Origin of the sequence: Georgenia satyanarayanai, from assembly GCF_009193135.1 — a bacterium.
GTDB lineage: Bacteria > Actinomycetota > Actinomycetes > Actinomycetales > Actinomycetaceae > Oceanitalea > Oceanitalea satyanarayanai.
In genome coordinates this window covers 119,511-143,925 of the sequence record NZ_VUKC01000001.1, presented here as the reverse complement: position 1 = coordinate 143,925, position 24,415 = coordinate 119,511, and the positions used below count along the sequence as shown (strand labels likewise).

General features: G+C 69.1%; 30 protein-coding genes. All 30 read right to left on the bottom strand.

Features of this window, described 5'->3' with window-relative positions:
• Nucleotides 1-2,391 carry a helix-turn-helix transcriptional regulator gene (locus tag GD632_RS00765; protein ID WP_152187641.1) on the bottom strand — a complete coding sequence of 797 codons (2,391 nt, stop codon included), beginning with the start codon at nt 2,389-2,391 and terminating at the stop codon, nt 1-3.
• A gap of 91 nt (nt 2,392-2,482) precedes the next feature.
• On the bottom strand, nt 2,483-3,310 hold the full coding sequence (gene map, locus GD632_RS00760; RefSeq protein WP_152187639.1) for a type I methionyl aminopeptidase: 828 nt from the start codon (nt 3,308-3,310) through the stop codon (nt 2,483-2,485).
• Nucleotides 3,310-3,882, bottom strand: coding sequence for an adenylate kinase (locus tag GD632_RS00755; protein WP_152187637.1), 573 nt, complete (start codon nt 3,880-3,882; stop codon nt 3,310-3,312). Before GD632_RS00755 ends, map begins: the two co-directional genes overlap by 1 nt.
• Nucleotides 3,879-5,183: a preprotein translocase subunit SecY gene (secY, locus tag GD632_RS00750; RefSeq protein WP_152187634.1), complete on the bottom strand. Its 1,305-nt coding sequence runs from the start codon at nt 5,181-5,183 to the stop codon at nt 3,879-3,881. The genes GD632_RS00755 and secY overlap by 4 nt, the downstream gene beginning before the upstream one ends.
• Nucleotides 5,184-5,335: 152 nt before the next feature.
• A complete protein-coding gene (gene rplO / locus GD632_RS00745; RefSeq protein ID WP_152187632.1) occupies nt 5,336-5,812 on the bottom strand; it encodes a 50S ribosomal protein L15 in 477 nt (158 codons plus the stop codon).
• Nucleotides 5,813-5,814: 2 nt separating this feature from the next.
• On the bottom strand, nt 5,815-5,997 hold the full coding sequence (gene rpmD / locus GD632_RS00740) for a 50S ribosomal protein L30 (protein ID WP_110852546.1): 183 nt from the start codon (nt 5,995-5,997) through the stop codon (nt 5,815-5,817).
• Nucleotides 5,997-6,674, bottom strand: coding sequence for a 30S ribosomal protein S5 (rpsE, locus tag GD632_RS00735; protein WP_152187629.1), 678 nt, complete (start codon nt 6,672-6,674; stop codon nt 5,997-5,999). Before rpsE ends, rpmD begins: the two co-directional genes overlap by 1 nt.
• 34 nt (nt 6,675-6,708) lie before the next feature.
• A complete protein-coding gene (gene rplR / locus GD632_RS00730; protein WP_152187627.1) occupies nt 6,709-7,080 on the bottom strand; it encodes a 50S ribosomal protein L18 in 372 nt (123 codons plus the stop codon).
• Nucleotides 7,080-7,619, bottom strand: coding sequence for a 50S ribosomal protein L6 (gene rplF, locus GD632_RS00725; RefSeq protein ID WP_152187625.1), 540 nt, complete (start codon nt 7,617-7,619; stop codon nt 7,080-7,082). The genes rplR and rplF overlap by 1 nt, the downstream gene beginning before the upstream one ends.
• An 18-nt stretch (nt 7,620-7,637) precedes the next feature.
• On the bottom strand, nt 7,638-8,036 hold the full coding sequence (gene rpsH, locus GD632_RS00720) for a 30S ribosomal protein S8 (protein WP_110852542.1): 399 nt from the start codon (nt 8,034-8,036) through the stop codon (nt 7,638-7,640).
• A gap of 54 nt (nt 8,037-8,090) precedes the next feature.
• Nucleotides 8,091-8,276 carry a type Z 30S ribosomal protein S14 gene (locus GD632_RS00715; protein WP_110852541.1) on the bottom strand — a complete coding sequence of 62 codons (186 nt, stop codon included), beginning with the start codon at nt 8,274-8,276 and terminating at the stop codon, nt 8,091-8,093.
• Between the two features lies 1 nt (nt 8,277).
• Nucleotides 8,278-8,844 carry a 50S ribosomal protein L5 gene (rplE, locus tag GD632_RS00710; protein ID WP_152187623.1) on the bottom strand — a complete coding sequence of 189 codons (567 nt, stop codon included), beginning with the start codon at nt 8,842-8,844 and terminating at the stop codon, nt 8,278-8,280.
• Between the two features lies 1 nt (nt 8,845).
• Nucleotides 8,846-9,187 carry a 50S ribosomal protein L24 gene (rplX, locus tag GD632_RS00705; RefSeq protein WP_152187621.1) on the bottom strand — a complete coding sequence of 114 codons (342 nt, stop codon included), beginning with the start codon at nt 9,185-9,187 and terminating at the stop codon, nt 8,846-8,848.
• 1 nt (nt 9,188) lies between these two features.
• Complete coding sequence (rplN, locus tag GD632_RS00700) at nt 9,189-9,557, bottom strand: 50S ribosomal protein L14 (protein WP_110852538.1); 369 nt, start codon at nt 9,555-9,557, stop codon at nt 9,189-9,191.
• An 81-nt stretch (nt 9,558-9,638) separates the two neighbouring features.
• Entirely contained in the window at nt 9,639-9,923 is a 285-nt protein-coding gene (gene rpsQ / locus GD632_RS00695) for a 30S ribosomal protein S17 (protein WP_152187619.1), read from the bottom strand.
• Between the two features lie 8 nt (nt 9,924-9,931).
• Entirely contained in the window at nt 9,932-10,171 is a 240-nt protein-coding gene (rpmC, locus tag GD632_RS00690) for a 50S ribosomal protein L29 (RefSeq protein WP_152187617.1), read from the bottom strand.
• Entirely contained in the window at nt 10,171-10,590 is a 420-nt protein-coding gene (rplP, locus tag GD632_RS00685; protein ID WP_110852536.1) for a 50S ribosomal protein L16, read from the bottom strand. Before rplP ends, rpmC begins: the two co-directional genes overlap by 1 nt.
• Before the next feature lie 5 nt (nt 10,591-10,595).
• Nucleotides 10,596-11,420 carry a 30S ribosomal protein S3 gene (gene rpsC / locus GD632_RS00680; RefSeq protein ID WP_152187615.1) on the bottom strand — a complete coding sequence of 275 codons (825 nt, stop codon included), beginning with the start codon at nt 11,418-11,420 and terminating at the stop codon, nt 10,596-10,598.
• The gene (gene rplV, locus GD632_RS00675; protein WP_110852534.1) at nt 11,420-11,818 is read right to left on the bottom strand and encodes a 50S ribosomal protein L22; all 399 of its coding nucleotides are present in this window, start codon (nt 11,816-11,818) and stop codon (nt 11,420-11,422) included. Before rplV ends, rpsC begins: the two co-directional genes overlap by 1 nt.
• A 50-nt stretch (nt 11,819-11,868) precedes the next feature.
• Complete coding sequence (gene rpsS, locus GD632_RS00670; RefSeq protein ID WP_110852533.1) at nt 11,869-12,150, bottom strand: 30S ribosomal protein S19; 282 nt, start codon at nt 12,148-12,150, stop codon at nt 11,869-11,871.
• Between the two features lie 18 nt (nt 12,151-12,168).
• On the bottom strand, nt 12,169-13,005 hold the full coding sequence (gene rplB, locus GD632_RS00665) for a 50S ribosomal protein L2 (RefSeq protein WP_152187613.1): 837 nt from the start codon (nt 13,003-13,005) through the stop codon (nt 12,169-12,171).
• A 34-nt stretch (nt 13,006-13,039) separates the two neighbouring features.
• On the bottom strand, nt 13,040-13,345 hold the full coding sequence (gene rplW, locus GD632_RS00660; protein ID WP_110852531.1) for a 50S ribosomal protein L23: 306 nt from the start codon (nt 13,343-13,345) through the stop codon (nt 13,040-13,042).
• A complete protein-coding gene (gene rplD / locus GD632_RS00655) occupies nt 13,342-13,998 on the bottom strand; it encodes a 50S ribosomal protein L4 (protein WP_152187611.1) in 657 nt (218 codons plus the stop codon). The genes rplW and rplD overlap by 4 nt, the downstream gene beginning before the upstream one ends.
• Nucleotides 13,999-14,000: 2 nt before the next feature.
• A complete protein-coding gene (gene rplC, locus GD632_RS00650) occupies nt 14,001-14,669 on the bottom strand; it encodes a 50S ribosomal protein L3 (RefSeq protein WP_152187608.1) in 669 nt (222 codons plus the stop codon).
• Between the two features lie 11 nt (nt 14,670-14,680).
• On the bottom strand, nt 14,681-14,989 hold the full coding sequence (rpsJ, locus tag GD632_RS00645; protein ID WP_110852528.1) for a 30S ribosomal protein S10: 309 nt from the start codon (nt 14,987-14,989) through the stop codon (nt 14,681-14,683).
• Between the two features lie 880 nt (nt 14,990-15,869).
• Nucleotides 15,870-17,063, bottom strand: a complete 1,194-nt coding sequence (gene tuf, locus GD632_RS00640) for an elongation factor Tu (protein ID WP_152187606.1) — start codon at nt 17,061-17,063, stop codon at nt 15,870-15,872.
• A 118-nt stretch (nt 17,064-17,181) separates the two neighbouring features.
• Entirely contained in the window at nt 17,182-19,284 is a 2,103-nt protein-coding gene (gene fusA / locus GD632_RS00635) for an elongation factor G (RefSeq protein ID WP_152187604.1), read from the bottom strand.
• Between the two features lie 46 nt (nt 19,285-19,330).
• Nucleotides 19,331-19,801 carry a 30S ribosomal protein S7 gene (gene rpsG, locus GD632_RS00630; RefSeq protein ID WP_152187602.1) on the bottom strand — a complete coding sequence of 157 codons (471 nt, stop codon included), beginning with the start codon at nt 19,799-19,801 and terminating at the stop codon, nt 19,331-19,333.
• Nucleotides 19,801-20,175, bottom strand: a complete 375-nt coding sequence (gene rpsL / locus GD632_RS00625; protein ID WP_110852524.1) for a 30S ribosomal protein S12 — start codon at nt 20,173-20,175, stop codon at nt 19,801-19,803. The genes rpsG and rpsL overlap by 1 nt, the downstream gene beginning before the upstream one ends.
• Nucleotides 20,176-20,451: 276 nt before the next feature.
• The gene (locus tag GD632_RS00620) at nt 20,452-24,342 is read right to left on the bottom strand and encodes a DNA-directed RNA polymerase subunit beta' (protein WP_152187600.1); all 3,891 of its coding nucleotides are present in this window, start codon (nt 24,340-24,342) and stop codon (nt 20,452-20,454) included.
• Nucleotides 24,343-24,415 lie beyond the last annotated feature (73 nt).

Here is a 24,415-nt window from a genome sequence, read left to right as displayed (position 1 = left end):
CTACCGCCGCTCCACGCTGAGGCCCCTGCTGAGCACGAGGGCCTCGTCCCTGCTCGAGGCACCGAGCTTGCGGTACACGTGCCGCAGGTGGGTCTTGGCCGTGTTGACGGACATGCCCAGGGCCGCCGCCACCCCGGCCGGTCCGGCACTGTCCTGGAGCGCGGCGAGGACCTGCAGCTCACGGGCGCTGAGCTCGGTGGGCGCGGCGGGCGAGGACGGGACGGCCGGGGGCCGCTGCGCCTCGGTCGTGGACGGCAGGGGCCGCAGGGCGAGCAGGTCAGGGTCGTTGCCGGCGAGCGCGGTGAACACGTCCGCGCCGATGAGGGCGAAGGGACGCCGCTGCCCGGTCTCGTAGGCGATCCGCACGGCCCGGCTGAAGCGCCGGCGAGCCGCCGTTCCCTGCCCGAGCCGGTGGAGCGCCGCGGCGATGACGAGCTCGTTGATGAGCCGGCTGCGTGCCGTCATCCGACGGTCGCCGAGGTCGCGGGCGGCGATGTCGATGGCTTCCTGCTCCCGCCCCTGCGCGTGGAGCAGGTAGGCGCGCGTGGAGCTCGACACGAAGCCGTCGGCAAGCCGGTCGAGCACCTGCTCGGCCACGTCCACCATCCCGCCGGCCACGAGCAGCTCGACCAGCTGGGTGCCGATGGTCGACTCCGCGATGCCGCCCGGCTCCAGGTGCCGCAGCGCGGCCCGCAGCTGGCCGACCACCCGTGCCTGGTCCTCCGGGTTGCCGTACACCGAGGCGTACATCCCGCGGGCATGGATCGCCAGCGCCCACAGCTCGTCGCGCCGCCCGGGCTCGACGATCGCCGCGACGGCCTCGTGGACCTCCGGCCGCATCCCGTCGACGGTGGCGATCGCCCGCATGATCCGCGCGCCCACCCGCACGAGGCGGCTCACCTCGTCGTCGTCCCCGCCGGAGATGACGTCGGCGAGCTCGGCGTCCTCCAGCAGCCGCAACGCGAGGTCGGTCTCCCCGTGGAAGGTCTTGGCGGTGAGCATGCCGCCGATGCCGAGCAGCCGCGCGGTGCGGTCGTCGTGACGCAGCCCGTGGTCCCGGACACGCTCGAAGGCGTACGCGGCTGCCTCGTGCTCCCCCGCGAAGACAGCGGCCAGTCCGGACTGGATGAGGATGTGCACCTCGTCGGTGGTCTCCCGCATCTCCCGCCAGCGCTGCTTGACGGCCGCGTCGACGAAGTGGGCGCCGGTGGGCGTCCAGGCGCTTGCCTCCTTCTCGCTCGTCGGCGCCATCCGGGGCAGGTGGCGGCGCACCACCTGGAGCCGGGGGTCCCCGTCGGCAATCTCCCGGGGGAAGCTGCCGGCAAGCTCGATGAGCCGGTGCGGGTGCTGGGTGAGGAGGGTGGACCACTCCTCGGCGATGATCCGCAGCGCCGTGTCCCACTCCTGGGCCCGGACGGCGTGGCGGAGCACCCCGACCGGCCCCTCCTCCTGGGCGGCGAGCGCCATGAGGGCGATGTGGACCTCCCGCTCCAGGTGCGGGTGGAGCTCGAGCGCCACGCGGCGCAGCGCGTCACGGATGGCCGGCGGGTAGGAGTAGCGCAGCCCCTCGACCGTCTCGCGCTCGCGCAGCAGACCACCGACGCGGAGGTTGCGCAGCTCGCGCAGCGCGGTGCCGTCGGGGACGATCGCGCGGGCGGCCGCCGCGGAGAACTCGTCCGGGACGGCGGTGCGCATGAGGAACTCCCGCAGCGCCGTCGAGCGCACGTCCGCCAGGAGGGCCTCGATGAAGCCGTCGACCGTCCCGGCGTCGACGGCGGCCTGACGCCCGCCGACGAGGGCGGCCGCGATGCACGTACGCACGGCAGCGGGCCAGCCCCCCAGCTCCATCGCGAGCTCGCTGGCGTCGTCCAGTGTCATCGTGACGCCGTGCAGCTCGGCCAGCGCGAGCACGTCCTCGGCCTGCATGGCGAGGTCGGCCGGGCGCACGACGGTGAGGTCGACCGAGAGCGCCCCCGTCGTCTCCAGCGCCCGCAGCGACCGGGTGGAGACGACGAGCTCGAGCGCCGCGCTCGACCGGACGAGCTCGAGGAGCTGGTCGTCGATCTCGTTGCGGCCCTCGAGGTGCCCGGCCTCGTGGTAGTTGTCGACGATGAGCCGCAGCGGCTCCTCGTGCCGGAGGAGTGCGCCGAGCACGGCGGCCCGGTCGGGGTCCACCTCCTCCGCCCCGGACCTGTGCCCGTCGAGACCGGCCGTCAGGAGGGCCTCACGCAGCGTGGCCCAGAATCCCGGGGCGAGTCGCGAGCCCTCGTCGAGGGGGACGTAGAGGGTGGGGACGCCGTCGTCCTCGCTGCTGAGCCAGTCCACGAGCGCGGTCGTCTTGCCGTACCCGCGGGGCCCGCGCAGGACGGTGAGAGGCGCGCGGGATCCCAACGCGTCCAGGATCCGCGGCGCCACGTAGGCGGCGCGACTGGCGCGTGGGAGGGGTCCGTGAACCCGCCGCCCCAGGCGATTCATGCCCGTATCATTGCAGAGTCGCGACGCGCACGTTCCGTCTTTCGAGCTCGGTCGCCCCGCCGTCCTCGGCGGTGAGGACCCAGATGCCGTGCTCGGTGACCGCGACGGAGTGCTCCCAGTGCGCCGCACGAGCGCCGTCGGCCGTGACGACCGTCCAGTCGTCGGCCAGGACGCGGGTCTCGATGCCGCCGCGGGTGAGCATCGGCTCGATCGCCAGACACATCCCCGGCCGCAGCTTCGGGCCGCGCCGCGAGGCGCGGTAGTTGAGGACGTCGGGGGGCTGGTGCATCGCGCTGCCGATGCCGTGGCCCACGTAGTCCTCGATGATGCCGAGAGGCTCGCTGCCCCCGGCGACGTGCGCGGCCACCGCGTCCTCGACGGCCGCCCCGACGACGTCGAGACGGTCCGCGCCGGCCAGGGCGGCGATGGCGTCCCACATCGCGGTGCGGGTGGCCTGGCTGAGCGCGTGGTCGCGGGGGTCGCCCTCCCCGAGGACGACGGTGAACGCGGCGTCGCCGTGCCAGCCGTCGACGACGGCGCCGCAGTCGAAGGAGACGACGTCACCGTCGGTGAGCACCCGGTCCCCCGGGATGCCGTGGACGACCTCCTCGTTGACGGAGATGCACACGTGCGCCGGGTAGCCGTGGTACCCGAGGAAGTTCGAGCGCGCCCCCGCGCGCTCCAGGACCTCCCGGGCGACGTCGTCGAGCTCGGCGGTGGTCCGCCCGGGGGCCGCGGCCTCCCGCAGCGCCGCGTGGATCTCGGCGACGACGAGACCCGCCCGACGCATCACCCGGACCTGGTCCGGGGTCTTGTACTCGATGCGCTCGCGCATCAGCCCGCGTGCAGCGCGCTGAGCAGCCGCTCGGTGACCTCCTCGACGGCACCGATCCCGTCGACCCGCGCGAGCAGCCCGCGCTCGGCATAGTGGTCGGCCAGCGGCGCGGTCTGGTCGTGGTACACCTCGAGGCGCCGACGGATGACCACGTCGGTGTCGTCGGCGCGGTTCTGCTCGGCCGCGCGGCCGAGCAGACGCTGGACGACGACCTCGTCGTCGGCGGTGAGCTCGACGACGGCGTCCAGGGCGGTACCGCTCGCCTCGAGCATCGCGTCGAGCTCGCGGACCTGGTCCAGCGTCCGTGGGTAGCCGTCGAGCAGGAAGCCCTCGGCGGCGTCCTCGCGGGCGAGGCGGTCACGGACCATGTCGTTGGTGATCTCGTCGGGCACGTACTCCCCGGCGTCCATGTACCGCTGCGCGCGCTGCCCGAGCTCGGTGCGCTCGGCGACGTTGCTGCGGAAGATGTCGCCGGTGGAGATCGCCGGGATGCCGAGGCTGGAGCTCAGGCGGGTGGCCTGGGTGCCCTTGCCCGCGCCGGGAGGTCCGAGAAGGACGAGGCGGCGGCTCATCGGAGGAACCCTTCGTAGTGACGCTGCTGGAGCTGGGAGTCGATCTCCTTGACGGTCTGCAGACCGACGCCCACGACGATGAGGATCGAGGTGCCGCCCAGGGCGAAGCCGACGGTGTCGGGCAGGTTGAGGGCGGCGAACACGATGACCGGGAAGATCGCGATGAGCGCGAGGTACAGCGCACCCGCGGTGGTGATCCGGGTGATGACGTACTGGAGGTACTCCGCCGTCGGCCGGCCGGCCCGGATCCCGGGGATGAAGCCGCCGTAGCGCTTCATGTTGTCCGCCACGTCGTCGGGGTTGAAGGTGATCGCCGTGTAGAAGAACGCGAAGAACAGGACGAGGACGAAGTAGATCGCCATGTAGAGCGGCGCCGTGGGCGACAGGAGGTTGAGGCTCACCCACTGCACCCAGCCCTCGGTCTGGTCGCCGAACTGGGAGAACAGGCCCGGCAGCGCGAGCAGGGAGGAGGCGAAGATGACCGGAATGACGCCCGCCATGTTGATCTTGATCGGGATGTAGGTGCTCGACCCGCCGTACATGCGCCGCCCCACCATGCGCTTGGCGTACTGGACGGGCACCCGGCGCTGGGACTGCTCGACGAACACGACGAGCAGGGTGATGACGAGGAGCAGGGCGATCACGATCGTCACGTTCGCGATGCCGTTGGCGGCGCCGCCGACCGACCACAGCGCCGACGGGAAGCCGGCCGCGATCGAGGTGAAGATGAGCAGCGACATGCCGTTGCCGACACCGCGCTCGGTGATGAGCTCGCCCAGCCACATGATGAGTCCCGTGCCCGCCGTCATGACGATGATCATGATGACGATCGTGAGGACCGAGTCGTTCGGGATGAGCGGGACGGAGCAGCCCGGGATGAGGTTCCCGCTGCGCGCCATCGTGATCATCGTCGTCGACTGGAGGACGGCGAGGAAGATCGTGAGGTAGCGGGTGTACTGCGTGAGCTTGGCCTGCCCCTGCTGGCCCTCCTTCTGCAGCGCCTCGAAGCGCGGGATGACCACACGCAGGAGCTGGGTGATGATGCTCGCGGTGATGTAGGGCATGATGCCCAGCGCGAAGATCGACAGCTGCAGCAGGGCGCCGCCGGAGAAGAGGTTGACGAGGCCGAGGAGGTCGTTGGTGCTGCCGACGGCCTCGAGGCACTGCTGCACGTTCGGGTACGACACCCCGGGGGTGGGGATGACGGACCCGAGGCGGAAGATCGCCATGATCCCCAGCGTGAAGAGCAGCTTGCGCCGCAGGTCCGGCGTACGGAACGCCTGGGCGAATGCGCTGAGCAATCTTCCTCCTGCAATGTGACGACGGCGGGCGACATAGCTCGCGTCGGCGGTCTGGACCGCAACGTACTGTACCGGTTCCGGAACGTGGCCTGTGCCACGTCCGGGAGCGCGAACGGGCGGCCCGGTGTCCGGACCGCCCGTTCGTCGGCAGCTCAGGCCTGGGTCAGGGACCCGCCGGCTGCCTCGATCTTCTCCTGCGCCGACGCGGACCACGCGTTGGCCACGATGTCGAGCTTGACGGTGATCTCACCGCTGCCCAGCACCTTGACCAGCTGGCCGGAGCGCACGGCGCCCTTGGCGACGAGGTCGTCGACTGTCACGGAGCCACCCTCGGGGAAGAGGGCGGACAGACGGTCGAGGTTGACGACCTGGTACTCGACGCGGAAGGGGTTCTTGAAGCCGCGGAGCTTGGGCAGCCGCATGTGCAGCGGCATCTGCCCACCCTCGAAGCCGGCGGGCACCTGGTAGCGGGCCTTGGTGCCCTTGGTGCCGCGACCCGCGGTCTTCCCGCGCTTGCCGCCCTCACCGCGTCCCACGCGGATCTTGGCGCTCTTCGCGCCCGGGGCCGGACGCAGGTGGTGCACCTTGAGGGTGCGTGCCTGCTCGGGAGTCTGCTTGGACTCTGCCATGGTTACTTGACCTCCTCGACGGAGACCAGGTGGGCCACCGTCGTGATCATGCCGCGGACCTCGGGACGGTCCTCACGCACGACGCTCCGGCCGATCCGGCCCAGACCGAGCGTGCGCAGGGTCTGGCGCTGGTTCTCCTTGCCGCCGATCGCGGACTTCGTCTGCGTGACCTTGAGCTGTGCCATCACGCACCGACCTTCCCGGCGGCCTCGGCCTGCTTCTCCTCGCGGGCCGCGGCCTCGCCTGCCGCGCGGTTGCGCAGCATGACGGCGGGAGCGACACGCTCGAGGGGCAGACCGCGGCGGGCCGCGACGGACTCGGGCTGCTCGAGGTTGCGCAGCGCCTGAGCGGTGGCGTGCACGATGTTGATCGCGTTCTCCGAGCCGAGCGACTTGCTCAGCACGTCGTGGATCCCGGCGCAGTCGAGGACGGCGCGGACGGGACCACCGGCGATGACTCCGGTACCCGGGGCTGCGGGGCGCAGGAACACCACGCCTGCCGCGGCCTCGCCGGTGACGGCGTGCGGGATCGTCTTCTGGATCATCGGGACGCGGAAGAAGTTCTTCTTCGCCTCCTCGACGCCCTTGGCGATCGCGGCCGGCACCTCCTTGGCCTTGCCGTAGCCGACGCCGACCGTCCCGTTGCCGTCCCCGACGACGACGAGAGCGGTGAAGCTGAAGCGACGACCACCCTTGACGACCTTGGAGACGCGGTTGATCGTGACGACGCGCTCGATGAACTCGTTCCTCGGCTCGGCGGCGCCGCGACGGCCCTCGCCCCGGCGACCGCCGGAACGCTCGCCGCCGGCGGCGGGGCCGGCGCCGGTACCGGAACCGGTCCTGCTTCGCTGCGGTGCAGCCATCAGATGTTCCTTTGCTCTCGTACGTTCACGCTGGTCACAGGGCGAGCCCGCCCTCACGGGCGCCGTCGGCGACGGCGGCCACGCGGCCGTGGTACCGGTTGCCGCCGCGGTCGAACACCGCGACCTCGACACCGGCAGCCTTGGCCCGCTCGGCGACGAGCTCGCCGACGCGACGCGCCTTGGCGACCTTCTCGTCGTCCGACGCCCGCAGGTCGGCCTCGAGGGTCGACGCGGACGCGATCGTGGTGCCGCTCGTGTCGTCGACCAGCTGCGCGACCATGTGGCGCGAGGAGCGGGTGACGACGAGGCGCGGACGCTCCGGCGTGCCGGAGACCTTCTTGCGGACACGGAGGTGACGGCGCCCGCGAGCGGCGTTCTTGCCCTTGCCCTTGCCGGACAGTGCCATCACTTACCTGCCTTTCCGGCCTTGCGGCGCACCTGCTCGCCGGCGTAGCGCACACCCTTGCCCTTGTAGGGCTCGGGCTTGCGGATCTTGCGGATGTTGGCGGCCAGCTCGCCGACCTGCTGCTTGTCGATCCCGGAGACCGTGAGCTTGGTGGGGGCGTCGACGGTGACCGTCACGCCCTCCGGCGGCTCGATGACGACCGGGTGGGAGAAGCCGAGCGCCAGCTCGACCGAGGAGCCCTTGGCGACGGCGCGGTAACCCGTGCCGACGATCTCGAGCTTGCGCTCGTAGCCCTGGGTCACGCCGGTGACGAGGTTGGCGATGAGCGTGCGGGTGAGGCCGTGCAGCGAACGCGACTCGCGCTCGTCGTCCGGCCGGGTCACGACGATCGCACCCGCGTCGTCGCGAGCGACGGCGATGGGGGCGGCGACGGTGTGGCTGAGGGTGCCCTTGGGGCCCTTGACGGTCACGACCGAGCCCTCGATGGTGACGTCGACACCTGCGGGGACCGGGACGGGGACCTTTCCGATACGGGACATGTCTCTACTCCTTCCCGGTTACCAGACGTAGGCGAGGACTTCCCCGCCAACGCCCTTGGTCTGTGCCTCGCGGTCGGTGAGCAGACCGGAGGAGGTGGACAGGATCGCCACACCCAGGCCGCCGAGCACCCGGGGCAGGTTGGTGGACTTGGCGTACACGCGCAGTCCGGGCTTGGACACGCGGCGCACACCGGCGAGCGAGCGCTCGCGCTGCGGGCCGAACTTCAGCTGGAGCGTGAGGTTCTTGCCCACCGGGGCGTCCTCGACGTCCCAGCCGGCGATGTAACCCTCGGTCTTGAGGATCTCGGCGATGTTCTGCTTGAGCTTCGAGTACGGCATGGTCACCGACTCGTGGTACGCCGAGTTGGCGTTACGCAGACGCGTGAGCATGTCTGCGATGGGGTCAGTCATTGTCATCGGGCCTCGGCCCTTCCTCGTCGGGGTTTCCTACGGGACCTACGACGTAGTCGTTTACCAGCTGCTCTTCGTGATGCCGGGGAGCTGGCCGGCGAGGGCCATCTCCCGCAGGCAGATCCGGCACAGGCCGAACTTGCGGTAGACCGAGTGCGGACGGCCGCACCGCTGGCACCGGGTGTAGGCGCGCACCGCGAACTTGGGCTTGCGGTTCGCCTTCTGGATCAGGGCGGTCTTCGCCACGTCAGTTCTCCTTGAACGGGAAGCCGAGGTGCTTGAGCAGCGAGCGCGCCTCGTCGTCGGTCTTGGCCGTGGTGACGACCGTGATGTCCATGCCGCGCACGCGGTCGATCTTGTCCTGGTCGATCTCGTGGAACATCGACTGCTCGTTGAGACCGAAGGTGTAGTTCCCGTTCCCGTCGAACTGCTTGGGCGAGAGCCCACGGAAGTCGCGGATGCGGGGCAGCGCGATCGACAGCAGCCGGTCGAGGAACTCCCACATGCGGTCGCCGCGCAGCGTGACGTGGGCGCCGATGGGCTGCCCCTCACGGAGCTTGAACTGGGCGATCGACTTGCGGGCCTTCGTCACCTGCGGCTTCTGGCCGGTGATGAGAGCCAGGTCGCGGATCGCGCCCTCGATGAGCTTGGAGTCGCGTGCCGCGTCCCCCACGCCCATGTTGACGACGATCTTGGTCAGACCGGCGACCTGGTTGACGTTCGGGTGCTGGAACTCGTCCCGCAGGGCGGTGACGATGTCCTCGCGGTAGCGCAGCTTGAGGCGCGGGCTCGTTGCGGTGGTGGTCTCGCTCATGTCAGATGTCCTTACCGGAGCGCTTGGCGACGCGGACACGCTGCGTGCGCTCCACGCCGTCGCGCTCGACCGTCTCGGTGCGGATCCCGACCCGGGTGCCCTTCTTGGTCTCCGGGTCGACGACCATGACGTTGCTGGCGTGGATCGCCGCCTCGATGGTCTCGATGCCACCGGTCTTGGCGCCGCGGCCGGACTGGCCGACCTTGGTGTGGCGCTTCATGCGCTGGACACCCTCCACGACGACGCGGTCACGCTCGACGTCGACCTCGAGGACACGACCCTGCTTGCCCTTGTCGCGGCCTGCGATGACGACCACGAGGTCGCCCTTCTTGATCCGAGCCATCTCAGATCACCTCCGGAGCCAGGGAGACGATGCGCATGAACTTCTTGTCGCGCAGCTCGCGGCCCACGGGGCCGAAGATGCGGGTTCCGCGCGGCTCGCCGTCAGCCTTGAGGATGACGGCGGCGTTCTCGTCGAAGCGGATGTAGGAACCGTCGGGGCGACGACGCTGCTTGGCAGCGCGCACGACGACAGCCTTGACGACGTCGCCCTTCTTGACGTTGCCGCCGGGGATGGCGTCCTTGACGGTGGCGACGATGACGTCACCGATACCGGCGTAGCGCCGGCCGGAGCCTCCGAGCACACGGATGCACAAGATCTCCTTGGCACCGGTGTTGTCGGCGACCTTCAGTCGCGACTCCTGCTGGATCATTCGATGTACTCCTGTCGTCGAGCCGGTTCTCAGGGCGCGAGGCCCCGAGCCTTGCCGAACGGATGGGGGGCTTGGTTTGGGCTACTTGGCCTTCTCGACGATGTCGAGAAGTCGCCAGCGCTTGGTCGCGCTCAGCGGCCGCGTCTCCATGATGCGGACGAGGTCACCGACGCCGGCCGAGTTGGCCTCGTCGTGCGCCTTGACCTTGCTCGTGCGGCGGATGACCTTGCCGTACAGCGGGTGCTTGACGCGGTCCTCCACCTCGACGACGACGGTCTTGTCCATCTTGTCGGACACCACGTAGCCACGGCGCACCTTGCGGTCGTTGCGCTCCTGCGTGGTGGTCTCTTCGGTGTTCTCGCTCATGGCCTCGATCACTTCTCGCTGCTGGGCGCGGTGCGGATGCCGAGCTCGCGCTCGTGCACGATGGTGTAGATGCGGGCGATGTCGCGACGCACGGCCTTGAGCCGACCGTGGTCCTCGAGCTGCCCGGTGGCCGAGGAGAAGCGCAGCTTGAACAGCTCCTCCTTGGCCTTCGCGAGCTCTTCAGCCAGGGTCTCGTCGGTCATCGCGTCCAGGTCGAACGGAGTCAGGCCCTTGGATCCGATAGCCATCAGCCTTCACCACCCTCACGGCTCACGAAACGAGTCTTCATGGGGAGCTTGTGCTGCGCGCGGGACAGCGCCTCGCGTGCCAGCTCCTCGGGGACACCGGCCAGCTCGAAGAGCACGCGGCCGGGCTTGACGTTGGCGACCCACCACTCGGGCGAGCCCTTGCCGGAACCCATGCGGGTCTCGGCCGGCTTCTTGGTCAGCGGGCGGTCGGGGTAGATGTTGATCCACACCTTTCCACCACGCTTGATGTGCCGGGTCATGGCGATACGGGCGGCCTCGATCTGCCGGTTGGTGACGTACGCGGGCTCGAGAGCCTGGATCGCGAACTCACCGAAGGCGATCTCGGTGCCACCCTTGGCCACGCCGGAGCGCTTGGGGTGGTGCTGCTTGCGGAACTTGGTCCGCCGGGGGATGAGCATCTCGCTCAGGCCTCCGTTCCTGACTCGGCGGGGGCTGCGGCCTGCTCGGCAGGCGCGCCCTCGGTCTGCTCGGCCTGGCGAGGACCACGACCCTCGGGCCGGCGGCCACGGGGACGGTCGGCGCCGCCACGCTCGCCGGCGCGACCGCGGCCACGCGGGGTGGCGTCGGCCTGCTCGCGGGCGAACTCGCGCTCGGTCTGGTCGCCCTTGTAGATCCACACCTTGACGCCGATGCGACCGAACGTAGTGCGGGCCTCGAAGAAGCCGTAGTCGATGTTCGCGCGGAGGGTGTGCAGGGGCACGCGGCCCTCGCGGTAGAACTCCGAGCGCGACATCTCGGCGCCGCCGAGACGGCCGGAGCACTGGACCCGGATGCCCTTGGCGCCGGCGCGCTGGGCGGACTGCATGCCCTTGCGCATCGCACGGCGGAAGGACACGCGGCTCGCGAGCTGCTCGGCGATGCCCTGGGCGACGAGCTGCGCGTCGATCTCGGGGTTCTTGACCTCGAGGATGTTCAGCTGCACCTGCTTGCCCGTGAGCTTCTCCAGCTCCCCGCGCAGGCGGTCGGCCTCGGCGCCGCGGCGACCGATGACGATGCCCGGACGCGCGGTGTGCAGGTCGACGCGGACCCGGTCCCGGGTGCGCTCGATGTCGACCTTGGAGATGCCGGCGCGCTCGAGCCCGGAGGCCATGAGCTTGCGGATCGCGACGTCCTCACGGACGTAGTCGCGGTAGCGCTGCCCCGGCTTCGTGCTGTCTGCGAACCACCGCGAGCGGTGGTCAGTCGTGATGCCGAGCCGGAACCCGGTCGGGTTGACCTTCTGACCCACTATCGGGTCCTCCCCTTCGTTCCAGCGGCGGATGAGCTCGCGCCGACCTTGCTGTCGTCGCCCACGACCACGGTGATGTGGCTCGTGCGCTTGAGGATCCGGCTCGCGCTGCCCTTGGCCCGGGGCCGGAAGCGCTTGAGCGTCGGTCCCTCGTCCACGAATGCCGCGCTGATGACGAGAGCGTTCTCGTCGAACGCCTCGCCGGCCTGGTCGGCCTTGACGCGAGCATTGGCGATCGCGCTCTCCACGACCTTACGCACCGTCTCGGCTGCCGCCTGAGGGGCGAACCGCAGCACGGTCACGGCCTCGGAGGCGCGCTGACCGCGGATGGTGTCCACGACGCGCCGAGCCTTGAGGGGCGTGACGCGCACGTATCGCGCCTGCGCCTTGGCTTCCATCATTCCTGCCTTACTTGTCGGATGTGCGGGTTGCTGGGTCACCAGACGCCTCAGCGGCGTCGGGCCTTGCGGTCGTCCTTGTCGTGCCCGCGATAGGTGCGGGTCGGGGCGAACTCCCCCAGCTTGTGGCCGACCATCGACTCGGTGATGAAGACCGGGACGTGCTTGCGGCCGTCGTGCACCGCGAAGGTGTGGCCCAGGAAGTCGGGCGTGATGACCGACCGGCGGGACCAGGTCTTGATGACGTTCTTGGAGCCCGTCTCGTTGGCCGTGTCCACCTTCTTGAGCAGGTGGCCGTCGACGAAGGGACCCTTCTTGAGGCTGCGAGGCATCTCGTCGCTCTCCTACTCTCAGCGCTTCTTGCCGGTGCGCCGGCGGCGCACGATGAGCTGGTCGCTCGGCTTGTTCGGACGGCGGGTCCGGCCCTCGGGCTGACCCCAGGGGCTGACCGGGTGGCGACCACCGGAGGTCTTACCCTCACCACCACCGTGGGGGTGGTCGACGGGGTTCATCGCGACACCGCGGACGGTCGGGCGCTTGCCCTTCCACCGCATGCGGCCGGCCTTGCCCCAGTTGATGTTCGACTGCTCGGCGTTGCCGACCTCGCCGATGGTGGCGCGGCAGCGGGAGTCGACGTTGCGGATCTCACCGGAGGGCATCCGCAGCTGGGCCATCGTGCCCTCACGGGCGACGAGCTGGACCGACGCACCGGCCGAGCGGGCGATCTTTGCGCCGCCACCGGGCTTGAGCTCGATGGCGTGGATGACCGTACCGACGGGGATGTTGCGCAGCGGCAGGTTGTTGCCCGGCTTGATGTCGGCGCCCGGACCGTTCTCGATGACGGTGCCGACCGAGATCTTGTTCGGCGCGATGATGTAGCGCTTCTCGCCGTCGGCGTAGTGCAGGAGCGCGATGCGCGCCGTGCGGTTGGGGTCGTACTCGATGTGCGCGACCTTCGCCGGGACGCCGTCCTTGTCGTGGCGACGGAAGTCGATGACGCGGTAGGCACGCTTGTGGCCACCACCCTTGTGACGGGTGGTGATGCGACCGGTGCTGTTGCGGCCACCGCTCTTGCTCAGCGGACGGACCAGCGACTTCTCGGGCTGCGACCGGGTGATCTCGACGAAGTCGGCCACGCTCGAGCCACGACGGCCCGGCGTCGTCGGCTTGTACTTACGGATTGCCATGGGTGTCGATCCTCAATCTCTCCAGCGCGCGGCGTCAGCCGGCAACTTCACCGAAGATGTCGATGGTGCCCTCGCGCAGCGTGACGATCGCGCGCTTGGTGTCCTTACGCTTGCCGAGGCCGGTGCGCGTCCGCCGGGTCTTGCCCTGGCGGTTCGCCGTGTTCACCGAGCTGACCTTGACCTGGAAGATCGCCTCGACGGCGTTCTTGATCTCGGTCTTGTTCGAGCGCGGGTCGACGAGGAAGGTGTACTTCCCCTCGTCGATGAGGCTGTAGCTCTTCTCGGAGACCACCGGGGCGATGATGACGTCCCGGGGGTTCTTGTTGTGCTCGATGCTCACTTGCCATCCTCCTCGCGCGGCGCGGCGGTCCCGAGGAACTCCTCGAGGGCGGCGGCCGTGAACACGACGTCGTCGTTGACGAGGACGTCGTAGGTGTTGAGCTGGTCGACCCAGATGAGGTGCGTGCTGGGGACGTTGCGCAGCGACTTGAGCGTGAGCTCGTCACCACGCGCCAGCACGACCAGCGCGCTCCGCTCGGCGACGACGTTGCGCAGCGCGGTCAGCGCGGCGGACGTCTTGGGGACGTCGCTGGAGACGAGCTCGCTGACGACGTGCAGACGGCCGGCGCGGGCGCGGTCCGACAGGGCGCCACGGAGGGCGGCAGCCTTCATCTTCTTCGGGGTGCGCTGGGTGTAGTCGCGCGGGACCGGCCCGTGGACGACGCCACCACCGGCGTACTGCGGCGCGCGGATCGAGCCCTGACGGGCGCGGCCGGTGCCCTTCTGGCGGTACGGCTTCTTGCCACCACCGCGGACCTCGCCGCGGGTCTTGGTCTTCGCGGTGCCCTGACGCGCGGCGGCGAGCTGGGCGACGACGACCTGGTGGATCAGCGGCACGTTCGTGGGGACGTCGAAGATCGCGGCGGGCAGCTCGGCGGAGCCGGCCTTCTTGCCCGTGGCGTCCAGGACGTCGACGGTCTGGGTGTCAGCCATGGTCACGCCCCCTTCACAGCGGTACGGACGACGACGACGCCGCGCTTCGGGCCGGGGATCGGGCCGGCAACGAGCAGCAGGCCCCTCTCGACGTCGACGGCGTGGATCGTGAGGTTCTGGGTGGTCTGGCGCTTGTGGCCCATGCGGCCGGCCATCCGCTGGCCACGGAACACGCGGCCGGGCGTCGAGGCCCCGCCGATCGAGCCGGGCTTGCGGTGGTTGCGGTGCGCACCGTGGGAGGCGCCGACGCCGGAGAAGCCGTGACGCTTCATGACGCCCGCGGTGCCCTTGCCCTTCGTGGTGCCGACGACGTCGACGACGGTGCCGGCCTCGAACGCGTCAGCGCGCAGCTCCTGGCCGACGGTGTAGCTGTCGGACTCGGAGGTGCGGACCTCGGTGACGAAGCGGCGCGGCGTCGTGCCGGCCTTCTCGAAGTGGCCCTTGAGGGGCTGGGTGACCTTGCGCGGGTCGATCTCGCCGAAGGCGAGCTGTACGGCGCTGTACCCGTCGGTCTCGGGGGTGCGCAGCTGGGTCACCACGTTGGTGCCCACCTGCACGACCGTCACCGGGACGAGACGTCCGTCCTCGTCCCAGACCTGGGTCATGCCGAGCTTGGTGCCGAGCAGGGCCGTGACCGGCCTGCTCGCAGCCTGCTTGGTGAAGGTAGTCATTGTGGCGAACCTCAGAGCTTGATCTCGATGTTGACGTCGGCGGGCAGGTCGAGCCGCATGAGCGAGTCAACGGCCTTCGGCGTCGGGTCGATGATGTCGATGAGGCGCTTGTGGGTGCGCATCTCGAACTGCTCGCGGCTGTCCTTGTACTTGTGCGGTGAACGAATGACGACGAAGACGTTCTTCTCCGTCGGCAGCGGCACCGGACCCACGACCGTCGCACCAGCGCGAGTCACCGTGTCGACGATCTTGCGCGCCGAGCTGTCGATGACTTCGTGGTCGTAGGACTTGAGCCTGATGCGGATCTTCTGTCCCGCCATGGCGTCGTCTAACCTCTCTCGTACCGCTCTGTTACCGTCCCCCGCGCTCGGGCGTGTCGCGCTGTGCGCACACACCTGAGCACGGCGCATCGTCGATGCGGGGCCCTTGTGCTTGCTTGTGGAGCCAGGGCTCGGGGCCCGACTCAGCCTGACACCCGGGGGCACGCCCCCAGGCAACCGGAACAGTCTGCCAGACCCGACCGCCTCATGGCGAATCGGCTCCGGCCCTCACCGGTGTGTTCTTGGTCATCGGCGGGCTGGAGGCCCACCGACGAGCTCTTGTCGGCGCCCACGGTGCGGTCACCGCGGGCACGCGTGCCGGGCTCTCACCCGACCCGATCCACCCTACCAGCCCGCGCGCCTCCTTGACGAGGCGGTCCCCGGTGACCTCCCGCACCCCGACCGCCGACAGCCGACTTGTCGCCCAGAGCCGACCTGTCCCGACAGCCGACTTGTCACCGACAGCCGACTTACCGCCGACAGCCGAGTTGTCGACGTCGACTTCCCACCGGGCGCAATCGATAGCCGGCCCCGGAGCCGCGACGTCTCAGCGTCAGCGCCGCACTGTGCGAACGGCCGCCTCTCCTGCCAGGGCACGGCACCCGGCCCGACCACAACCCCCGCCTCTCACGCGAGATCACCCTCGCACCGACGGGCCGGCCATCCCGAGCAACGGCTGTCGGCGGCGTTCCAGCTGACGGGGGTAAGTCGGCTGTCGGCGATAAGTCGACTGTCGGCGGTAAGTCGGCTGTCGGCGGTGGGGTGATGTGGGCGGGCGCGGGTGGGGGTGGGGGCCGGGAGGGACGGCGAAGGGCCCGGCGAGCGTGCTCGCCGGGCCCTTCGGGTCGTGCTGGGTGCTGGGTCTAGGCCCAGCGCAAGATCACTGGAGGATCTTGACGACGCGGCCGGAGCCCACGGTGCGGCCACCCTCACGGATGGCGAAGCCGAGGCCCTCCTCCATCGCGATCGGCTGGATGAGGTCGACCGTCATCTCGGTGTTGTCGCCGGGCATGACCATCTCGGTGCCCTCGGGCAGCTGGATGACGCCGGTGACGTCCGTGGTGCGGAAGTAGAACTGCGGGCGGTAGTTCGAGTAGAAGGGGTTGTGACGCCCACCCTCGTCCTTGCTCAGGATGTAGACCTGGGCCTCGAACTTCGTGTGCGGGGTGATCGAACCCGGCTTCACGACGACCTGGCCACGCTCGACCTCCTCGCGCTTGGTGCCGCGGAGGAGCAGACCGACGTTCTCACCGGCCTCGGCGGTGTCGAGGAGCTTGCGGAACATCTCGACGCCGGTGACGGTCGTCTTGATGGACTTCTCCTTGATACCGACGATCTCGACCTCGTCGTTGACCTTGAGCGCACCGCGCTCGACGCGGCCGGTGACGACCGTGCCACGACCGGTGATCGTGAAGACGTCCTCGATCGGCATGAGGAAGGGCTTGTCGATGTCGCGCTCCGGGGTCGGAACGTTCTCGTCGACAGCGGTCATGAGCTCCTCGACGGAGGCGACCCACTTCGGGTCACCCTCGAGGGCCTTGAGCGCGGAGACGCGCACGACCGGCGCGTCGTCGCCCGGGAACTCCTGGCTGGAGAGCAGGTCGCGGACCTCGACCTCGACGAGCTCGAGGATCTCCTCGTCGTCGACCATGTCGGACTTGTTCAGCGCGACGAGGACGTAGGGCACGCCGACCTGACGGGCGAGCAGGACGTGCTCACGCGTCTGGGCCATCGGGCCGTCGGTCGCCGCGACCACGAGGATCGCGCCGTCCATCTGCGCGGCACCCGTGATCATGTTCTTGATGTAGTCCGCGTGACCGGGAGCGTCGACGTGGGCGTAGTGGCGCGCCTCGGTCTGGTACTCGACGTGCGAGACGTTGATGGTGATACCGCGCTGACGCTCCTCGGGAGCGTTGTCGACCTGGTCGAACGGGGTGAACTCGTTCAGGTCGGGGTACTTGTCGTGCAGCACCTTGGAGATGGCCGCGGTCAGCGTCGTCTTACCGTGGTCGACGTGACCGATGGTGCCGATGTTGACGTGCGGCTTGGTCCGCTCGAACTTGGCCTTCGCCACTTGTGTCCTCCTGGGACTCGGGTAGTTGTCTGCTCATCGTCAGGTGCGTGTGCGCCTGTCGGGGAGCAAGCCCTACGGGTCGGTTTTGTGATGGGTACTGCTGGTCGACCAGTGGGACTTACTCGCCCCGGGTCTTCTTGATGATCTCCTCGGCAACGTTCCGAGGAACCTCGGCGTAGCTGTCGAACTGCATCGAGTACACGGCGCGACCCTGGGTCTTGGACCGCAGGTCACCGACGTAGCCGAACATCTCCGACAGCGGCACCAGTGCGCGAACGACCTTGATGCCAGTCGCGTCCGTCATGGACTGGATCATTCCACGACGGGAGTTGAGGTCGCCGATGACGTCGCCCATGTACTCCTCGGGCGTACGCACCTCGACGTCCATGACGGGCTCGAGGAGCACGGGGTCCGCCTTGCGGACACCCTCCTTGAACACCATCGAGCCGGCGATCTTGAAGGCCATCTCCGAGGAGTCGACCTCGTGGTATCCACCGTCGAGCAGGATCGCCTTGACACCCACCATGGGGTAGCCGGCGAGGACACCGTTCTGCATGGAGTCCTGGATGCCCGCGTCCACGCTCGGGATGTACTCGCGCGGGATGCGGCCACCGGTGACCTTGTTCTCGAACTCGTACAGCTCGCCCTCGGCGGTGTCGAGCGGCTCGAAGGTGACCTGCACCTTCGCGAACTGCCCGGAGCCACCGGTCTGCTTCTTGTGCGTGTAGTCGACCTTCTCCGCCGCGCGGCGGATGGTCTCGCGGTAGGCGACCTGCGGCTTGCCGACGTTCGCCTCGACCTTGAACTCGCGACGCATGCGGTCGACGAGGACGTCGAGGTGGAGCTCGCCCATGCCGCCGATGACGGTCTGACCGGTCTCGTCGTCCAGGCGCACGGTGAAGGTCGGGTCCTCCTCGGCGAGCTTCTGGATCGCGGTGCCGAGCTTCTCCTGGTCACCCTTGGTCTTGGGCTCGACCGCCACGTGGATGACGGGCTCGGGGAAGGTCATCGACTCGAGGACGATCGGCGCGTCCTGGGCGCACAGGGTGTCACCGGTGGTGGTGTCCTTGAGGCCGATGAACGCGTAGATGTGGCCCGCGTGGGCCTCGTCGACCGGGTTCTCCTTGTTGGAGTGCATCTGGAAGAGCTTCCCGATGCGCTCCTTCTTCCCCTTGGTCGAGTTGAGGACCATGTTGCCCTGCGTCACCTTGCCCGAGTAGACCCGGACGTAGGTGAGCTTGCCGAAGAAGGGGTGGACGGCGACCTTGAAGGCCAGGGCCGCGAACGGCTCGTCCTCGCTCGGCTTGCGGGTGAGCTCCTTCTCCTCGTCGCCGACGGCGTGACCGATCATCGCCGGGACGTCGAGCGGGGAGGGGAGGTAGTCGATGACGGCGTCGAGGATGGGCTGGACACCCTTGTTCTTGAACGCCGTGCCGCAGAAGACCGGGAACGCCTCGCCGGTGACCGTGAGGGCGCGGACGCCCTGCTTGATCTCCTCGGGGGTCAGCTCCTCACCGCCGAGGTACTTCTCGAGGAGCTCCTCGTCGGCCTCGGCGACGTCCTCGATGAGGGCGGCACGGTACTCGGCGACCTTCTCGACGAGGTCCGCGGGGACCTCCTCGATCGTGTAGTCCTCGCCCTTGGTGACCTCGCCACGCCAGGTGAGGGCGCGGTTGTAGACGACGTCGACGACACCGATGAAGTCGGACTCGGAACCGATCGGCAGCTGCATGACGAGCGGCTTGGCCTTGAGGCGGTCCTTGATGGTCTGCACGGTGAAGTAGAAGTCCGCGCCGAGCTTGTCCATCTTGTTGACGAAGCAGATGCGCGGGACGTTGTACTTGTCCGCCTGCCGCCACACGGTCTCCGACTGCGGCTCGACACCCTCCTTGCCGTCGAAGACGGCGACGGCGCCGTCGAGGACGCGCAGCGAGCGCTCCACCTCGACGGTGAAGTCGACGTGCCCGGGGGTGTCGATGATGTTGATCTGGTTGTCGTGCCAGTAGCAGGTCGTGGCGGCCGACGTGATCGTGATGCCGCGCTCCTGCTCCTGCTCCATCCAGTCCATCGTCGAGGCGCCGTCGTGCGTCTCGCCGATCTTGTAGTTGATGCCGGTGTAGAACAGGATCCGCTCGGTGGTCGTCGTCTTGCCGGCGTCGATGTGCGCCATGATGCCGATGTTGCGGACCTTGGTCAGATCGGTCAGCACGTCAAGTGCCACAGGAGACTCTCTTCAGTCGATTCGTGCAGGGCGGCAGGGCGACGAACTACCAGCGGTAGTGCGCGAAGGCCCGGTTGGACTCGGCCATCTTGTGGGTGTCCTCGCGGCGCTTGACCGCGGCACCGAGACCGTTGGAGGCGTCGAGGATCTCGTTCATGAGGCGCTCGGTCATCGTCTTCTCGCGACGCGCCCGGGCGTAGTCGACGAGCCACCGGAGCGCCAGCGTGGTCTGGCGGGAGGGGCGCACCTCGACGGGCACCTGGTAGGTGGCGCCACCGACGCGGCGCGAACGTACCTCGAGGGACGGTCGCACGTTCTCGAGCGCACGCTTGAGGACGACGGCGGGGTCGCTGTCGGTCTTCTCGCGCACACCCTCGAGGGCGTCGTAGACGATCCGCTCGGCGGTCGACTTCTTGCCGTCCTGCAGGATGCGGTTGACGAGCTGGGTGACGGTCGGCGACCCGTAGACGGGGTCGACGACGAGCGGCCGTACGGGTGCGGGGCCCTTGCGCGGCATTACTTCTTCTCCTTCTTCGCGCCGTAACGGCTGCGAGCCTGCTGGCGACCACGGACACCCTGGGTGTCGAGCGCGCCGCGCACGATCTTGTATCGGACACCGGGGAGGTCCTTCACGCGACCGCCGCGGACGAGCACGATGGAGTGCTCCTGAAGGTTGTGACCGACACCGGGGATGTAGGCCGTGACCTCGATGCCGCTGGACAGGCGCACGCGCGCGACCTTGCGGAGCGCCGAGTTCGGCTTCTTCGGGGTCGTCGTGTACACGCGGGTGCACACCCCGCGCCGCTGGGGGCTGCCCTTGAGGGCGGGCGTCTTCGACGTCGAGGTCTTGACGCTGCGGCCCTTGCGGACCAGCTGCTGAATCGTGGGCACTACGTCTCCGTCTCGGATGTGTTTCTCTGCTTGATGTTCGCCCGGCGAACCGGGTGGGCCGCCGGCCTGACCGATGGACGGTCGTCTGCTGGCCCCTGCCCCCCGCGCTCGGGAGTGTCGCCGAGCCTGCGGATCACAAGCACGCACGAGGGACCCGATGTCGCGGGCACCGCCCAGTAGCGTACTCTGCCGCAGTTTCTTGCGTCAAAGCGTGGCGGCTTGACGTCCGTCACGCGTTCCGTGGGGCGGCCGCACCAGCGGCCGCCCCACGGTCGGTCACACGCCGCGGAAGTCCACGCCGAAGGAGTCCGGGCCGAAGTCCAGCTCCTCGAGCATGATCGGGTCCGAGCCGCCCTGGACGAAGTCCAGCTCGCTGTAACCCAGCTGGGAGAAGGCCTTGGCCTTGGCCTCCTCGGTGGGCTCGACGTCCACGTTGCGGTAGCGGGGCAGGCCCGTGCCGGCGGGGATGAGCTTTCCGAGGATGACGTTCTCCTTGAGGCCGAGGAGCGGGTCGCGCCGCCCGCTCATCGCGGCCTCGGTCAGCACCTTGGTGGTCTCCTGGAAGGAGGCCGCCGACAGCCACGAGTCCGTGGCCAGCGACGCCTTGGTGATGCCCATGAGCTCGGGGCGGCCGGAGGCCGGCGCCCCGCCCTCGGAGACGGTGCGACGGTTCTCGTCCTCGAAGCGGCCGCGCTCGGCGAGCTCACCCGGCAGGAGCCGGGAGTCGCCGGAGTCGAGCACGGTGACGCGGCGCAGCATCTGGCGGACGATGACCTCGACGTGCTTGTCGTGGATGTCCACGCCCTGGGAGCGGTAGACCTCCTGGACCTGGTCGACGAGGTGCTTCTGGACCGCGCGCGGGCCGAGGATGCGCAGGACCTTCTTCGGGTCCACGGCGCCGGCGACGAGCTGGCGGCCGACGGCGATGTGCTCGCCGTCCTCGACCAGCAGGCGCACGCGCTTGGAGACCGGGTAGGCCAGGTCCTCACCGCCGTCGTCGCGGACGACGACGATCTTGCGGGTCCGCTCGGAGTCGTCGATCTTCACGCGGCCGGCGGCCTCGCTGATCGGCGCCTCACCCTTGGGGGTGCGGGCCTCGAAGAGCTCCTGGATACGGGGCAGACCCTGGGTGATGTCCTCGGCCGAGGCCGCACCACCGGTGTGGAAGGTCCGCATGGTCAGCTGCGTGCCGGGCTCACCGATGGACTGCGCCGCGATGATGCCGACGGCCTCACCGATGTCGACGAGCTTGCCGGTGGCCAGCGAGCGGCCGTAGCACTTGGCGCAGGTGCCCACCCGGGACTGGCAGGTGAGGACCGAGCGGACCTTGACCTGCGTGACCCCCGCGGCCACGAGCTTGGCGATGAGGACGTCACCGACGTCCTCGCCCCCCTCGGCGACGACGGTGCCGTCGTCGGTCGCGGCGTCCTGGGCGAGCGTACGGGCGTAGACGCTGGTCTCGACGGTGTCGAGCAGCATGAGGTTCCCGGAGGAGTCCGTCTCCGCGATCGGCAGGGTGAGGCCCAGCGTGGTCCCGCAGTCGTCCTCGCGGACGATGACGTCCTGGGAGACGTCGACGAGACGACGGGTGAGGTAGCCGGAGTCGGCGGTCCGCAGCGCGGTGTCCGCCAGCCCCTTGCGGGCGCCGTGCGTCGCGGTGAAGTACTCGAGGACCGACAGGCCCTCGCGGTAGTTCGACTTGATCGGACGCGGGATGATCTGGCCCTTGGGGTCGGCGACCAGACCACGCATACCGGCGATCTGACGCACCTGGTGCCAGTTACCACGGGCACCGGAGGTCACCATCCGGAAGATGTTGTTGTCCGCCGGGAAGTTCGCTCGCATGGCCTGGTCGACCTCGTTGGTCGCCTGGGTCCAGATGTCGATGAGCTCGGAGCGACGCTCCTCCTCGCTGCGGCGGCCGAGGTCGTACTCGCGCTGGACCTTCTGGGCCTTCTCCTCGTAGGACTCGAGGATGTGCGCCTTGATGTCCGGGGCGACGACGTCGGAGATCGCGATCGTCACGCCCGAGCGGGTGGCCCAGTGGAAACCGGCCTCCTTGAGGGCGTCGAGGCTCGCGGCCACCTCGACCTTCGGGTAGCGCTCGGCGAGGTCGTTGACGATCCCCGAGAGCTCCTTCTTGCCGACGACGCCGTTGACGAACGGGTAGTCGATCGGCAGCGCCTCGTTGAACAGCGCGCGGCCCAGGGAGGTCTCGAGGGTGATCGAGTCACCCTCCTCCCAGCCCTCCGGCGCCGTCCAGCCGAGCGGCGGGACGAGGTCGGTGAAGCGGATCCGCACGGTCGCGTTGATGTCGAGCTCGCCGGCGTCGAAGGCCATGCGAGCCTCGGAGGGCGAGCCGAAGACCCGGCCGGCACCCGTCGCGTCGGCCTTCTCACCGGTGAGGTGGAACAGGCCGATGATCATGTCCTGGGTGGGCATGGTCACCGGACGGCCGTCCGAGGGCTTGAGGATGTTGTTGCTCGAGAGCATGAGGATGCGGGCCTCGGCCTGCGCCTCGGTGCTCAGCGGCAGGTGCACGGCCATCTGGTCGCCGTCGAAGTCGGCGTTGAAGGCGCCGCACACGAGCGGGTGGAGCTGGATGGCCTTGCCCTCGACGAGCTGCGGCTCGAAGGCCTGGATGCCGAGGCGGTGCAGGGTGGGGGCACGGTTGAGCAGCACGGGGTGCTCGGTGATGACCTCCTCGAGCACGTCCCACACCTGGGTGCGGGCCCGCTCGACCATCCGCTTGGCGGCCTTGATGTTCTGCGCGTGGTTGAGGTCGACGAGCCGCTTCATGACGAAGGGCTTGAAGAGCTCGAGCGCCATCTGCTTGGGCAGACCGCACTGGTGCAGCTGCAGCTGCGGGCCGACGACGATGACCGAACGGCCGGAGTAGTCGACGCGCTTGCCGAGCAGGTTCTGCCGGAACCGGCCCTGCTTGCCCTTGAGCATGTCGGAGATCGACTTGAGCGCGCGGTTGCCCGGCCCAGTGACCGGACGGCCACGGCGGCCGTTGTCGAACAGCGAGTCGACGGCCTCCTGGAGCATCCGCTTCTCGTTGTTGACGATGATCTCCGGCGCACCGAGGTCGAGCAGCCGCTTGAGGCGGTTGTTCCGGTTGATGACGCGGCGGTAGAGGTCGTTGAGGTCGGAGGTCGCGAAGCGGCCACCGTCCAGCTGGACCATCGGACGCAGGTCCGGCGGGATGACCGGGACGGCGTCCAGGACCATGCCCAGCGGCGAGTTCTCCGTGGTGAGGAACGCGTTGACGACCTTGAGGCGCTTGAGGGCGCGGGTCTTGCGCTGCCCGGTGCCGGTCGAGATCGTCTCGCGCAGCGACTCGGCCTCGGCGGCCAGGTCGAAGGTCTCCAGGCGCTTCTGGATGGCCTCGGCCCCCATGTAGCCCTTGAAGTAGATGCCGTAGCGGGCCTGGAGCTCGCGGTAGAGCAGCTCGTCACCCTCGAGGTCACCGACCTTGAGGTTCTTGAACCGGTCCCAGATCGTGTCGAGACGGTCGAGGTCCTGGTCGGCGCGCTTGCGGATCTGCGCCATCTCGCGCTCGGCGGACTTGCGCAGCTTCTCGCGGGCGTCGGCCTTGGCCCCGGCCTGCTCGAGCTCGGCGAGGTCCTCCTCCAGGCGCTTGGCGCGGCCCTCGATGTCGGTGTCGCGCTTGCGCTCGACGTCCTGCTTCTCGAGGTCCATCTCGTTCTGGAGGCTGGACAGGTCCTCGTGGCGACCGTCCTGGTCGACCTCGGTGATCATGTACGCCGCGAAGTAGATGACCTTCTCGAGGTCCTTCGGGGCGAGGTTGAGCAGGTACCCCAGGCGCGAGGGGACGCCCTTGAAGTACCAGATGTGGGTGACGGGGGCGGCGAGCTCGATGTGGCCCATCCGCTCACGGCGCACCTTGGAGCGCGTGACCTCGACACCACAGCGCTCGCAGATGATGCCCTTGTACCGCACGCGCTTGTACTTGCCGCAGTTGCACTCCCAGTCCCGGGTGGGACCGAAGATCCGCTCGCAGAACAGGCCGTCCTTCTCGGGCTTGAGCGTGCGGTAGTTGATCGTCTCGGGCTTCTTCACCTCTCCGTGGGACCACCCACGGATCTCCGATGCCGTGGCCAGGCCGATGTGGAGCTGGTCGAAGACATTGACGTCGAGCAAGGTTTCCTACTTCCTTCGGTATGTCACCGTGTGGAATCCAAACGGGGCCGGCGGGGCTGCCGTGACGCCGGGC